The sequence below is a fragment of the Methanotorris igneus Kol 5 genome, from assembly GCF_000214415.1.
GTDB lineage: Archaea > AGJL01 > Methanococci > Methanococcales > Methanococcaceae > Methanotorris > Methanotorris igneus.
In genome coordinates, this window is the sequence record NC_015562.1 from 1,078,388 (window position 1) to 1,091,932 (window position 13,545).

The following is a 13,545-nucleotide window of genomic DNA, read 5'->3' on the forward strand; positions in this document are numbered from 1 at the left end:
GTGGGAGATTATGATTACTTTGGATTTGGAATTAAAAGATATTCCTGGGGAATTAATAAAGGCACTAACACCTATTTCAAAATTAGGAGCAAATATTATAAGTGTTATCCATTTAAGAGAGCAGAAAAGTAACGGTAGAGTGCCAGTAAAAGTAGTTATTGATAATGTAGATAATGAAAAATTAAAGAAAATCGTAGATGAACTTGAGAAACATGATGTAATTGTTGCTAAGATAGGTGACGATGAGAGAAAAATCAATTTGGATGTTGTTGTTATTGGACACGTTGTAGATACAGATGTCAGGGATACAATTGATAGGATTAATGAGATTGGTTTGGTTGTTGATTTGGATTTAATTATGCCAGATCCATATAAGGAATCGTCTGCAAGGATGAGAATTGTTATTGATAAAGAAAAGTTGGAGGAGTTATATAACTTACTCGATAAAATTTCAAAAGAAAAAGATCTTTTATTTATCAAATCTTGTTAAAAGAGGGAGAAAATGAAGATAATATTGGTTGGATTTGGTGTTATAGGTAGAGGTGTTGCTAAGGTTATTGATGAGAAGAAAAAATTACTAAAGGAGAAATATGGATTTGAACCAAAGATTGTTGCTATCTGTGATAGTAGTGGAGCAGCGATAGATGAGAGTGGGCTTGATTTAAAAAAGGCAATTGAAGTTAAAGAAAAAACTGGGAAAATTGCTAATTACAATGGAAAAAAAATATCTTCCGTTGAGGTTATAGAAAGCATTGATGCGGATGTTGTTGTTGAGGCAACTCCAACAAACATAAAGACAGGAGAGCCAGCAAGAACACACATATTAAAGGCATTTGAAAATGGAAAGCATGTTGTTACTGCAAATAAAGGGCCATTAGCACTTTATTTTAAAGAATTAGTTGAATCTGCTGAAAAACATGGCGTTATGTTTAGATATGAGGCATCTGTTGGAGGGGCTATGCCAATAATAAACCTTGCAAAGGAAACACTTGCAGGAAATGAAATAAAATCCATCAAAGGAATCTTAAATGGAACAACCAACTACATACTAACAAAAATGGAAAAAGAAAAACTTGATTTTAACACAGTCTTAAAAGAGGCTCAAGAATTAGGAATTGCTGAAACTGATCCATCTCAGGATATTTATGGTTACGACACAGCGGCAAAGATTGTTATCCTTGCGAATTCAATTATGGGCATGAATAAGACAATAGATGATGTTAAAATTGAGGGAATAACAAGAATAACTCCTGAGGCAATAGAGTTGGCAAATAAGAGTGGTTATACAATAAAATTAATTGGAGAGGTTAAAAAGAATAAGTTGGTTGTAGAGCCGAGATTGGTTCAATTAGATAGTCCATTAAACGTTAAGGGAACTTTAAACGTTGCAATGTTTAATACTGATTTGGCAAAAGAAGTGGTTATTGTTGGAAGAGGAGCAGGAGCTACAGAAACTGCCTCAGCAATTTTGAGCGATTTGATAAACATCCATTTGAAGGTGAAAGAAAAATAATTAAATGAAATTTAGTTTTATTATAGCCATTCTTAAATGACATTTACCGTAAATCAAATTTAAATTAGAATTTTTTGAATTTTACTTAAAAATTGAAATTTAAGATTATAAACAGTGCCATATTTCGTAGAACGACTATAGTTTTACTTTATTATTTTTATTAAAATTAAAAATTAAAGTATATATTCGGATTTGAATTTTCGGATATTCGGGTGCTGTATAGAAATTATATTAATATATTCAAAAATAAAAATTTAATATATAATAATAAAATAACCAATAAAAAAGATAAACTAAGTCAAATTATAGTCGTGTGCGAAATATATACGGCAAAACCCCTTGGGTTTTGCCATTAATTTTTAAAGTTATTTATACGTTAATGAATTTCCAAATAATTGTTATCATCCATTAAAATTTGAAATAACGCATTAATCCTTAAAAATTTACTAATGGCATATTTCCAAATCTTAGCGCACACAACTATAAAGCTATTTTTAATAATATTCAAGGAAAAATTGAATTTCAGGCAAAATTCAAAACCTTTATATATAGATAATGATAGATAAATTTGTAATGATTTATAATGATAAATTGGTGATGACATGGATCTGAATGCCATTATAAAAATAATAGAGAAAGTAGGACGCATAGAGATAGAGAACATAGAAATTACTGCAGACGAACTAATAATAAACATACCTTCAGCTCCTCCAGTAGTTATTCCACAAACGCCAACAATAAAAGAAAAACTTGCAGAAGAAGGAATTATTGAGGTTCCAGAAGTTGACTGGGAAAAGCCAGTTGAAACATACAAAGGATATATCAGAGAAGTTCAATTTGGAAAATCAAAATCAGAAGGGGGAAGAGGAAAAGTCATTAAAATTGGTGGGCAAAGAACATTGTACAGATTTGAGGAACCACAGCCAAATCCACCAGTTGTTACATTTGATATCTTTGATATGCCTATGCATGGCTTACCAGCACCAGTTAAGAAATACTTTGCAGATGTTATGGAAGATCCTTGTGAATGGGCAAGAAAATGTGTTAAGGAATTTGGTGCAGATATGGTAACAATCCACCACATTTCAACAGACCCAAAAATTAAAGATACTCCACCAAGAGAAGCAGCTAAGTTGATGGAGGAATTATTACAAGCTGTAGATGTTCCATTTGTTATTGGGGGTAGTGGAGATCCAAAAAAAGATCCATTAGTATTGGAAGCGTGTGCTGAAGCTGCAGAAGGGGAGAGGTGCTTGTTGGCATCTGCCAACCTTGAACTTGACTACAAAAAGGTTGCAGAAGCGGCTATGAAGTATGACCATAACGTCTTATCATGGACAATTATGGATCCAAACATGGCAAAAGATTTGAACAGAAGGTTAATTTCTGTAGGTTTAGACCCAAACAGGATTGTCATGGACCCAACAACTTGTGCATTAGGTTATGGAATTGAGTTTTCAATAAATGCAATGACAAGATTGAGATTGGCAGGATTGAAAGGGGATGAATTAGTAAACATGCCAATGTCATCTGGAACAACAAACGCTATTGGGGCAAGAGAAGCATGGATGAAAAACCCAGAATGGGGAGATAGAGAATATAGATTGCCATTATGGGAAATAACAACAGGATTAACAATGCTAATGAGTGGAGTAGATATATTCATGATGCTTCACCCATTATCAATAAAGGTCTTAAAAGAAATTGGAAAATCACTTATAACAAAACCAGGAGAAGTTAAAATAAACACAAACAACTATGAATGGATTACTGCACAATAAAAACTTTTAAAATCCAAATTTTGAATTTCCCTATGGAGGAAAATGCGAAAGAATTGCAATAGACATCTACAAGAAACTTTAAAAAGGTTTCATCAAATGACTGCCTTTAATATCTCGTAGGCCCATAACATTGAGGTGAAACAAATGGCAAAAGTAAGTGCAATGGACATTTATAAATTACTCCCAAAAACGAACTGTAAAAAATGTGGAGAACCATCATGCATGGCATTTGCCACAAAGCTACAAAACAAAGAGATAGATATTGATAAATGTCCTATACTAAACACTCCAAAATTCGAAGAAAATAGGAAAAAACTTATAGAGATGATATCTCCACCAGTTAAAGAAGTTTGGTTTGGAAATGATAAGAAAAAATGCGTAATGGGTGGAGACGAAGTAATGTACAGATTTGAGTTGGCATTTTTCAACCCAACACCAATAGGTATTGATATTGCTGATACGTTACCTGATGAGGAGATAAAAAACAGGGCAAAATACATTGAGGACTTCACATTTGAAAGAACTGGAGAGAAGTTAAAACTTGACTTTATTGCTATAAGAAATGCATCAAATGATGCAGAAAAGCTTAAAAATGCAATAAAAATCGTGCAAGAAAACACCGAAATGCCAATTGCAATCTGCTCATTAAATCCAAACAACATAAAAGAGGCATTGGATGTTGTAAAATCAAAACCATTAATTTACGCTGCAACTGAGGATAACCTTGATGAGATGATTAAAGTATTAAAAGAAGCAAAGAAAAACGGTAAGAACTTTGCTTTGGTGCTATCTTCAAATAACGTAAAAACATTGAAACAAATGGCCGCAAAATGCCTTGCAAATGGCATTGAGGATTTGGTGTTTGACCCTCACACATACCCAGAGAACATTGCAGACACAATAGACAACTTTGTAATGATTAGAAGAAGTGCCATTGAAAGAGGAGATAAATATCTTGGATTCCCAATATTGGGCTTGCCTATAAACGCCTACTATTACGTTAAGAATAAAGAAAATCTAATAGAAAGCTTTATTCCAGATAAAGAAAAAGCAGCGGGCATATATGAAGCAACCATTGCAAATGTTCTCATGAATAGATATGCAGATGCATTAATCATGCATGGAACTGAAATATGGGAGTTAATGCCAGTATTAACGCTTAGACAAGCAATCTACACTGATCCAAGAAAACCACAGGCAGTTGAGCCAGGATTGTATCCAATAGGTAATCCAGATGAGAATAGCCCAGTAATAATGACAACAAACTTCTCATTAACATACTATACAGTTGTTGGTGACTTTGAGAAGGATAACGTAACATGCTGGTTGCTTGTCTTAGATACTGGTGGAAGAGCAGTTGACGTTTCAGTTGCAGGTGGACAGTATTGTGGAGAAAATGCTAAGAAATTGATTGAAGAAACAAAAATAGAAGAAAAAGTAAATCATAGGATCCTCATCCTCCCAGCATTAGCTGCATCAACAAGAGGAGATATTGAAGATAAAACTGGTTGGACTTGTGTTGTTGGAACAAGAGATTCTTCACAAGTTGGAGAGTTCTTAAGGAAAAATTGGGAGAGAATATTGAATGAATGGAAAGAGAAAAACAATTTAAACAATAAACAATAAAAGGTATTTGCAATATGGAAATATACTATTGGTAAATTCTTAAAGATTTATGCCTTATTTCAATTTTTTGGCAAAACCTTTTAGGTTTTGCCGTATATTTTAAGGAAGAATTATTGCCATTCAAATAAATGGCAAAATCCTATGGATTTTGCCGTATGGATTAATGGCAAAACCGAAGGTTTTGCCGTATATCATTTCCGCACACGACTATAAATGCAGGAGGAAACGGACACGACGTATCTATGAATAACTAAAAAAATAACTAAAAAATTAAAAATTAATAAAAATTTTAAAAAAACAATAGTTACAGTTAACATTATTCAATCGTTTATTTGCTATATTTAATTTTTTATTTTTCTATAATCGTCTCTTTAATTGCCATCCCAAAGTGTCTTGCATTTTCATCAGGTTTTATTAGAACTTTATCTCCCTCTTTTAAATCTACGATTGATACTGGTGTTCCATCCTCTCTAACCAACCTAATGGTTTCTGCATTTTGTAGAATTGTCCTTATTATGTCTCCTTTATATTCTGCTTCAATGAGCATTAATGGCCTCTTCTCAATTTTCACGCGTCCAACGATAGCTTCTCTTGCCCTTCCATCTTTATTCACAATCAATACTTTATCTCCTGCCTTCAATTCACTTAAGTATTTTGTCTTATTTCCCGGACATAAAATGTATGCATGAACTGGTCCTGCATTGACTCTAAAAGGCCTTGTTGAAACGTATGGGTTCTCTACGGTTTCAGAATGCACTAAAAACAACCCTCTTGAGTATGAACCAATTAACATACCTTCTCCAATTTCCATTAATGAGCAAGTGTCTATGCAAACCCTATCTCCACTACCAACAGGTTCAACTCTTTTGATTGTAGCTACGTCTAACTCAACTCTCTGGGCGTTTATGTTTTCGAGGAGTTCTACTAATTCTTTTATATCATTTAAATCATTTGGGAACAATAAAACTCCATCAACACCTTTTTCTAAAATTTCATATGCAGTTTTTGCCTCTTTTATTGAGTTTACTGCCGCTATTATCTTCACATCCTCATTAAACAAATCTGCGATGAGGTTTTCTAATGGAATGATTGTCCAATCTCTTCCCTCTAATATGATGTTATCAACAAAATCTAACCTACTAACTTCTGATGCGAATATCTCATCATCTTTGCTCTCAATTGGTATGTAAATGGCAGTTTCTTTGCCCATTTTTTTTGCTTCCCTCAATGCTTCCAAATCATCATTCTTGTTTATAACAACAATATCAGCATTTAAATCGTTTGATGCTACTTTTATATTTCCTAATTCCTTTATTTTTTCTATATCTTCGCTCTTTGCCATAATAGTAGGGATACTTGATTCTAATGCACATTTTACAATTTCTTTTCTATCCTCCCAATCATCTCCAATAACATTAACCCATGCGAATTTCATAAACTCACCCTTTTACAACAGTTCATTCTGAACACTTTGGTTTTAAGAGTATTTAAAATTTTTAATTTATTAATTTGAATTAATTATTATTGTAGGTTACAGTGTCTTTCTTTCATTTCTTTCTCTGAAATTCCCAATCTCTCCATCAATAACGCCACAACAATATCTAAAAAAATAAATGCTATATGCTCAAATGCTGTGCCTAATGGAAGGTATTCATTTTTTGATATACATATAGGAATCCAGATATTGGAGATTTTTGCGAGCGTGTTTGGAACATTGCAAGTTATTGCAACGACATTATCTGCTTTTTTTGCTATTTCTATGGTTAATGTGGTTTCCCCACTACCTGAAATAGCTATTAATAAATCCCCCTTCTTGAAAGATGGGCATATTGTTTCTCCAACTACATAAACGTTAAATCCCAAATGCATTAAACGCATTGCAAATGCCTTTCCTACTAGCCCACTCCTACCCACACCAAAAACAAAAATATTCTTTGCGTTTATAATGGCATCTAAAAAAGAATTTAATTTATTTTTTAGGTTTTCATCACGTTCAAATTCAATTAACAATTCTATATTTTTTATTATGCGGGGGAGAATTTCACCAATCAAAATAAACACCTGAAATCTTTAATATTTAATAATGATAAATTCCGACAAAAAATATAAATTTAAATGAATGAATTATTTTTGAATAAAAAAATAAAGTTAAACCCAAGTTAGATGAATGGTGGGGGTGCTGGGATTTGAACCCAGGTCCAGGGATTTCTCCTGCCATCGGGTTTTGGTCCAGTGCCCCATGGGCATCTGGAGTCCCCGATGATAGGCCTGGCTACACCACACCCCCACGATAACAACCACATTAAATACATACCACTTTAATATTTAAACTTTACGGATTGGAGAGTTCTGATGTATAGTTGTTTGTATTATAAATGCTGCAATCTTCGATCGATTATAAAGCATATAAACACAATGAATTATAAAAGATATAATAACAAAAAATAAAAAAGGTTTGTAAGGAGGTGCAATCATAATTAAAAAATTAATTGAATATTTAAAGCAAACTCATCCAGATGATTTGAAGGTTTTAAAGGTAATAGAGTTACTTATGAGATATCATGAGTGGGTTCCAGTTGATGAAATAGTTAAGAAAACTAAAATGGATGAGAAAGATGTTTTGTATAGGTTAAAGAGGTTGAACAGATTTGACTTCGTGCATCGTTCAAGGTATGGTTATAGGTTATCTTTTGGGGGATATGATGCCCTTGCTATGAACGCATTTATTAAAAAAGGAATTATAAAGGCAGTTGGTAGTGAGTTAGGTGTTGGTAAAGAGGGGGATGTTTATAACATTCTTCTTGAAGATGGGAGGGAGGCGGTTTTAAAATTCCACAAGCATGGAAGGACGTGCTTTACAAGGGGAAAGAGGTATAGGGAATATCTCGCAGATAAACATCATATAAGTTGGCTCTATACTTCAAGGTTAACAGCGGAGAGGGAATTTGAAATATTAAATGAACTATTTCCTATTGTAAAAGTTCCAGAACCTATAGAGCAAAATAGGCATGCAATAATTATGGGTAAAATATATGGGGATGAGTTGAAAAGAGTCGATTTGGAGGAGTTGGGAGTAGATGCAAATAAATTGTTTTGGGATATTATTGAAGAAATAAAAAAGGCCTATGAATTGGGGTATATTCATGGAGATTTGAGTGAATTCAATATTTTAATTGATGAAAATGGAGATTTTGTTATAATAGATTGGCCTCAGGCAGTAAGTATTTACCACCCAGATGCAGAGTTTTATTTGAAAAGAGATATAGGCAATGTGGTTAGACACTTTAAGAGGTATAAGATAAAAGAGGATGTTGATAAGTTGTATGAGTATGTGACAAATAAAAATAAAAATGAAGAAGATGAAAATGATAAGAATGATGAAAATAAAGGTGAAGATAAAGATTAATGAACTGAATTATTAATATGAATTAGGTGTATAAACCACACTTTTTTAACAAATTTTTAATTTATTTTGTTAATCAACTTTTCTGGTGATAGGATGAAGGTTGAATTTATGCAGGGAAATATGGCATGTGTTGAAGGAGCAATAAAAGCAGGATGCAGGTTTTTTGCGGGTTATCCGATAACACCTTCAACAGAGATAGCAGAGGGGATGGCAAAGAAGTTGCCAAAGGTTGGAGGATACTACGTGCAAATGGAAGATGAAATTGCAAGTATTGCTGCAGTGATAGGTGCAAGCTGGGGAGGATTAAAGTCAATGACTGCAACAAGTGGGCCAGGATTTAGTTTAATGCAAGAGAATATTGGCTATGCGTTTATGACAGAAACACCATGTGTAATAGTTAACATTCAAAGAGGAGGTCCTTCAACAGGACAACCTACAATGGCATCTCAAGGAGACATGATGCAGGCAAGATGGGGAAGCCATGGAGATTATGAGCCAATAGTTATTTCCCCAAGTTCAGTTCAGGAGATGTATGATTTCACAATAATGGCATTTAATTATGCAGAGAAATATAGGGTTCCTGTGCTTTTAATGGCAGATGAGATTGTTGGGCACATGAGGGAGAAGGTTGTTTTACATGATAACTTTGAGATAATTGATAGAAAAAAGCCAGAAGAAAAACCATGCAAAAATCCATATCCATTTGATGTTGAAGTTCCACCTATGCCAGTATTTGGAGAGGGTTATAATGTCCACATTACTGGTTTGACACACAACGAAAAAGGATATCCAGATGTTTCTGCTGAAACACATGATAAGTTGGTAAGGAGAATTGTTAATAAAATAAGAAAAAATAAAAATGACATTGTGAAGTATGAGGGCAAATATTTGGATGCTGATGTAATATTTGTTTGCTATGGAACTCCTTCAAGGACAGTTAAATATACCGTTGAGGAATTGAGGAAGAAGGGTGTTGATGTAGGGTATGTAAGGTTAATCACTGTGTTCCCATTCCCAGATGAATTGATAAAAGGTTTAGATGCATCAAAGGTTATAGTACCTGAGATGAACTTGGGGCAAATATACTACGAAGTTGAGAGATGTGCAAAAGGAGATGTTGTTTTAGTGGATAAGATTGGTGGAGAATTGCACAGGCCAGAAGAGTTGGAGAAGGCGGTTTTTGAGTAATTTTTATTTCTTAATTTTTTATGGTATTAAACTAACAAATTTTTGTTGATACGGTGGTTTAAATGAAAAAGATGTTATGTTTTTTTAGTTTGTTAATTGTTGTTTCTTTTTGTGGATGTTTTGAGGAAAATAAGGTTGCGGATGGAATAAACAAAACAATAGTGAATAATTCAAAAGTTATTGGGGTGGGTAATTTTACTTTAAATGATACTTTGAACAAAACGAATCAGAGTGAAAAGAAATATGAAAAAGAAAAAAATAATACAACGATAAATAAAACACAAAATTTTGATTTTTCAAAAATTGATACTCAGAATGTCCCTATTGATGACATATTCTTAAATCTGAATTATGTAAATGAAATAGATGCTTCAAATGATAATGGGAAAAGAAAAATTAAAATCTACAAAATAAATGATATAACGGTTGTTTTTGACGTGAGTGAGTATAGAATAAATTTCTATGATGCAATGGAATATAATAAAGTTAAAAAATACGGTCTTAGAGATAAATTTGGGAGCTATATATGCTATGAATTTACCCCATATAATCAAAATGGAACTAAAAGTTATTGCTATGTGAGAAAAATAGGAAAATATTGGATAATAATGAGTTTTAATAAAAAAGATAAAAAAGTTAATGAACTTTGGAAAGAGTGGAATGAATATATTATTTCTCGTTTTAAAAAGTGAGTTATTTTTTCATGACTTTTTTTATTGAATTTATAATGGCATTTACTATCTCTTCATCGGACAACCTTTCTGCATCTTTTGAGCATAAATCTATCCTTATGCTTTTACTTGCTCCCGGCATACCGACAGAGGTAATGGTTACAATTCCGTAGTCTTCCAATAGTGCCATTGCTACTTTTATTAAATCTTTTTCATTTTCGTGTGCATCTTTATTTTTGTCTAATTTTTTTATAACAAATCCTGTTGGGGTTTTTTCATACTGAATGTTCAATTCATCTAATTTTGATAAGTCAATATTTTTTGCTCTGTCAAACGCTCTTTTAAGTTTCTGTAAATTAAAGGACTCTAACCCCCTAACCATTCCAGCCATCAATGGAGGTTGTGCCTCCAACCCAAAACTCAAACCTACAGTGTATATTTTATTAACCAATTCTTTTAAGCCTCCAAGTAATCCTCCTCTTGGACCGTCCATTAATTTATCTGTGCTTGTTACTACTAAATCAGCCCCTAATTCCAATGCTGATGGTTGATTAAAGAGGAGTCTCAACCTTGCTCCTGAGGCATCATCCACAAATACAATTGAGTTTTTCTTTTTTGCGTAGTTTATGATTTCTTTCATTGCATCTAAGTTAATAACTTTGTGGTCCATTGTAGCTCCAGTTATAATAGTTAAGGTATATTCATCAATTTTCTTTAGTGTTTCTTCAACATTGTCATATTCAAAATATTCCGCCCCCACAATTTTGCAACTTTTTGGTATTGATGGATGTGAGGGAAGTTCTGGAACATAGTGAACAACTTTTTTTGGTTTTATTGTGAGGATTGTGGCTAATATTGCAGAAGAAGTTCTATTAAATCCAACAACCTTGTGGTTTTTACTGTTACCTCTTAAATGTATTAATCCGAGTTTATTCAACTCCTCTGAATATACTGCTGGACCTACGTAAGTTTCAAGTAATGCTTTATCTTCTTCTGTAATTTTAAATCCCCCAGCTAAACCAGTTAAATCATATATTCCATTTCTACCTTTCTTTTTAATGATTTCTCTGATTAGCTTTCTACTCTTTTCTAATCTTAGTAGTTCGTTGTCATCGTCCATAATGGTTTCACCCAAGAGGTATAAAATAATTTAATGATCGATGTAAAAATTAAAGAAAATTAATAGAATTGACATATAAATGTTTTTGTTTATGTACCACAAGCGTCTATATCGTTTGAAACTTCTATTTTTCCTTCTTCTATTAATTTCTTTATTAATTCATCTTTGTCTAATTCTTCTTTTTTCTCCTCTTTTTTCTCCTCTAATACTTCTAATAAGTTAGGTCTATACATTAAGTCATTGTCTAAAACTACCCATGTATCATTTCCATCGATCTTTATGTCCACAACATGTCCTTTTGTGCCTGTGTTAATGTATCTTACATAAGAGCCTATGGTAATTTCGTTTCCATTGATGTCTTGGATCATACAAATCCCTCACATGTGTTATAGACACAAAATTATAACAAAATTATATTTGACCATTAATATCAATCAGATTTATTTATGCATTTACAAATATATATATTATTGTTTTATTCCTAAAAACAATACATCCACCAGAGTGCCATCATAGTATGCAGTTGAAATGAACTGACGTGACAACCTGACCGAAAGGGCTCAGGTTGGATGCAAGCCCGCGACCAAGGTGAAACCCAGTAACGGCCACAAGAGGAAACTATCCTCTCTTGCGACCGTCTCCCACTTAATTCCGGTTGATCCCGCCGGAGGCCACTGCTATTGGGGTCCGACTAAGCCATGCGAGTCGATGGGCCTCGTGCCCATGGCGGACGGCTCAGTAACACGTGGCTAACCTACCCTCGGGTGGGGGATAACCTCGGGAAACTGAGGATAATCCCCCATAGGGGAAGAGGTCTGGAATGATCCTTCCCCGAAAGCATATGCGCCCGAGGATGGGGCTGCGGCCGATTAGGTAGTTGGTGGGGTAACGGCCCACCAAGCCTACGATCGGTACGGGCCCTGAGAGGGGGAGCCCGGAGATGGGGACTGAGACACGGCCCCAGGCCCTACGGGGCGCAGCAGGCGCGAAACCTCCGCAATGCGCGAAAGCGCGACGGGGGGACCCCAAGTGCCCACGCACTGCGTGGGCTTTTCCGGAGTGTAAACAGCTCCGGGAATAAGGGCTGGGCAAGTCCGGTGCCAGCAGCCGCGGTAATACCGGCAGCCCGAGTGGTGGCCACTTTTATTGGGCCTAAAGCGTCCGTAGCCGGCCCAGTAAGTCCCTGCTTAAATCCTACGGCTTAACCGTAGGACTGGCAGGGATACTGCTGGGCTTGGGACCGGGAGAGGGCGGGGGTACTCCGGGGGTAGCGGTGAAATGTGTTGATCCCCGGAGGACCACCTATGGCGAAGGCACCCGCCTGGAACGGGTCCGACGGTGAGGGACGAAAGCCGGGGGAGCGAACCGGATTAGATACCCGGGTAGTCCCGGCCGTAAACGCTGCGGACTAGGTGTCGGGTAGGCCTCGTGCCTACCCGGTGCCGAAGGGAAGCCGTTAAGTCCGCCGCCTGGGGAGTACGGTCGCAAGACTGAAACTTAAAGGAATTGGCGGGGGAGCACTACAACGGGTGGAGCCTGCGGTTTAATTGGATTCAACGCCGGGCATCTTACCAGGGGCGACGGCAGGATGAAGGCCAGGTTGACGACCTTGCCAGACGAGCCGAGAGGTGGTGCATGGCCGTCGTCAGCTCGTACCGTGAGGCGTCCTGTTAAGTCAGGTAACGAGCGAGACCCGCGCCCCATGTTGCCATCCTCCCCTCCGGGGGAGGGGCACTCATGGGGGACCGCTGGCGCTAAGCCAGAGGAAGGAGCGGGCAACGACAGGTCCGCATGCCCCGAATCCCCTGGGCTACACGCGGGCTACAATGGCTGGGACAATGGGACGCGACCCCGAAAGGGGGAGCGAATCCCCTAAACCCAGCCGTAGTTCGGATCGTGGGCTGTAACTCGCCCACGTGAAGCTGGAATCCGTAGTAATCGCGCCTCATCATGGCGCGGTGAATGCGTCCCTGCTCCTTGCACACACCGCCCGTCACGCCACCCGAGTTGGGTCTAGGTGAGGCCCTGGCCTCTGGCTGGGGTCGAACCTAGGCTCAGCGAGGGGGGCGAAGTCGTAACAAGGTAGCCGTAGGGGAACCTGCGGCTGGATCACCTCCTGAGAAAAAAAGTGGCCGTTACTGGGCACCAAATGGTCGCGGGCTTGCGTCTAATTTTTACGTGCAGTCCATAATCCGTAGGGATTATGGACGAAGGACCTGATCAGTGAGGGTCACGCATAA

Annotated in this window: 11 protein-coding genes, 1 tRNA gene and 1 rRNA gene; 8 read left to right on the plus strand and 5 right to left on the minus strand. The window is 36.4% G+C overall.

Features of this window, described 5'->3' with window-relative positions:
• Window positions 1–10 precede the first annotated feature (10 nt).
• The 4 genes from METIG_RS05420 (at window position 11) to acsC (ending at window position 4,920) form a co-directional block, all read left to right on the plus strand.
• A complete protein-coding gene (locus METIG_RS05420) occupies window positions 11–490 on the plus strand; it encodes a hypothetical protein (RefSeq protein ID WP_013799223.1) in 480 nt (159 codons plus the stop codon).
• 12 nt (window positions 491–502) lie between these two features.
• The gene (locus METIG_RS05425; protein ID WP_013799224.1) at window positions 503–1,513 is read left to right on the plus strand and encodes a homoserine dehydrogenase; all 1,011 of its coding nucleotides are present in this window, start codon (window positions 503–505) and stop codon (window positions 1,511–1,513) included.
• 602 nt (window positions 1,514–2,115) lie between these two features.
• Window positions 2,116–3,294, plus strand: a complete 1,179-nt coding sequence (gene cdhD, locus METIG_RS05430) for a CO dehydrogenase/acetyl-CoA synthase subunit delta (protein WP_013799225.1) — start codon at window positions 2,116–2,118, stop codon at window positions 3,292–3,294.
• 144 nt (window positions 3,295–3,438) lie between these two features.
• A complete protein-coding gene (acsC, locus tag METIG_RS05435) occupies window positions 3,439–4,920 on the plus strand; it encodes an acetyl-CoA decarbonylase/synthase complex subunit gamma (protein WP_013799226.1) in 1,482 nt (493 codons plus the stop codon).
• A gap of 349 nt (window positions 4,921–5,269) precedes the next feature.
• On the opposite strand, the gene METIG_RS05440 is transcribed toward acsC, so the two are convergent.
• From METIG_RS05440 to METIG_RS05450, 3 genes are all read right to left on the minus strand, one after another.
• Complete coding sequence (locus METIG_RS05440; protein ID WP_013799227.1) at window positions 5,270–6,355, minus strand: 3-dehydroquinate synthase II; 1,086 nt, start codon at window positions 6,353–6,355, stop codon at window positions 5,270–5,272.
• Window positions 6,356–6,441: 86 nt separating this feature from the next.
• Window positions 6,442–6,981, minus strand: coding sequence for a 6-phospho-3-hexuloisomerase (gene hxlB, locus METIG_RS05445; protein WP_172632612.1), 540 nt, complete (start codon window positions 6,979–6,981; stop codon window positions 6,442–6,444).
• A 107-nt stretch (window positions 6,982–7,088) separates the two neighbouring features.
• A tRNA-Trp gene (locus METIG_RS05450) sits at window positions 7,089–7,207 on the minus strand.
• 186 nt (window positions 7,208–7,393) lie between these two features.
• Here METIG_RS05450 and METIG_RS05455 point away from each other — a divergent pair.
• The 3 genes from METIG_RS05455 to METIG_RS05465 all read left to right on the plus strand — a co-directional run bounded on the left by METIG_RS05455 (window position 7,394) and on the right by METIG_RS05465 (window position 10,206).
• Window positions 7,394–8,326: a serine/threonine-protein kinase RIO2 gene (locus METIG_RS05455; RefSeq protein ID WP_083809494.1), complete on the plus strand. Its 933-nt coding sequence runs from the start codon at window positions 7,394–7,396 to the stop codon at window positions 8,324–8,326.
• A 93-nt stretch (window positions 8,327–8,419) separates the two neighbouring features.
• Window positions 8,420–9,514: a 2-oxoacid:acceptor oxidoreductase subunit alpha gene (locus METIG_RS05460; RefSeq protein WP_172632613.1), complete on the plus strand. Its 1,095-nt coding sequence runs from the start codon at window positions 8,420–8,422 to the stop codon at window positions 9,512–9,514.
• Between the two features lie 62 nt (window positions 9,515–9,576).
• Window positions 9,577–10,206 carry a hypothetical protein gene (locus METIG_RS05465; RefSeq protein WP_013799231.1) on the plus strand — a complete coding sequence of 210 codons (630 nt, stop codon included), beginning with the start codon at window positions 9,577–9,579 and terminating at the stop codon, window positions 10,204–10,206.
• Window position 10,207: 1 nt separating this feature from the next.
• Here the strand turns inward: METIG_RS05465 and METIG_RS05470 are convergent, their stop codons facing one another.
• Together METIG_RS05470 and METIG_RS05475 are read right to left on the minus strand one after the other, a co-directional pair.
• Entirely contained in the window at window positions 10,208–11,305 is a 1,098-nt protein-coding gene (locus tag METIG_RS05470; RefSeq protein WP_013799232.1) for a TIGR03576 family pyridoxal phosphate-dependent enzyme, read from the minus strand.
• 89 nt (window positions 11,306–11,394) lie between these two features.
• Window positions 11,395–11,673, minus strand: a complete 279-nt coding sequence (locus METIG_RS05475; protein ID WP_013799233.1) for a DUF2098 domain-containing protein — start codon at window positions 11,671–11,673, stop codon at window positions 11,395–11,397.
• Between the two features lie 280 nt (window positions 11,674–11,953).
• Between METIG_RS05475 and METIG_RS05480 the strand changes: the two genes are divergently transcribed.
• A 16S ribosomal RNA gene (locus METIG_RS05480) occupies window positions 11,954–13,423 on the plus strand.
• Window positions 13,424–13,545: the final 122 nt, after the last annotated feature.

Excerpts from the sequence above, each read along its gene's own strand:
- METIG_RS05420 (WP_013799223.1), top strand. The coding sequence starts at position 11 with ATGATTACTTTGGATTTGGAATTAAAAGATATTCCTGGGGAATTAATA.
- METIG_RS05425 (WP_013799224.1), top strand. The coding sequence starts at position 503 with ATGAAGATAATATTGGTTGGATTTGGTGTTATAGGTAGAGGTGTTGCT.
- cdhD (WP_013799225.1), top strand. The coding sequence starts at position 2,116 with ATGGATCTGAATGCCATTATAAAAATAATAGAGAAAGTAGGACGCATA.
- acsC (WP_013799226.1), top strand. The coding sequence starts at position 3,439 with ATGGCAAAAGTAAGTGCAATGGACATTTATAAATTACTCCCAAAAACG.
- METIG_RS05440 (WP_013799227.1), bottom strand. The coding sequence starts at position 6,355 with ATGAAATTCGCATGGGTTAATGTTATTGGAGATGATTGGGAGGATAGA.
- METIG_RS05460 (WP_172632613.1), top strand. The coding sequence starts at position 8,420 with ATGAAGGTTGAATTTATGCAGGGAAATATGGCATGTGTTGAAGGAGCA.
- METIG_RS05465 (WP_013799231.1), top strand. The coding sequence starts at position 9,577 with ATGAAAAAGATGTTATGTTTTTTTAGTTTGTTAATTGTTGTTTCTTTT.
- METIG_RS05470 (WP_013799232.1), bottom strand. The coding sequence starts at position 11,305 with ATGGACGATGACAACGAACTACTAAGATTAGAAAAGAGTAGAAAGCTA.
- METIG_RS05475 (WP_013799233.1), bottom strand. The coding sequence starts at position 11,673 with ATGATCCAAGACATCAATGGAAACGAAATTACCATAGGCTCTTATGTA.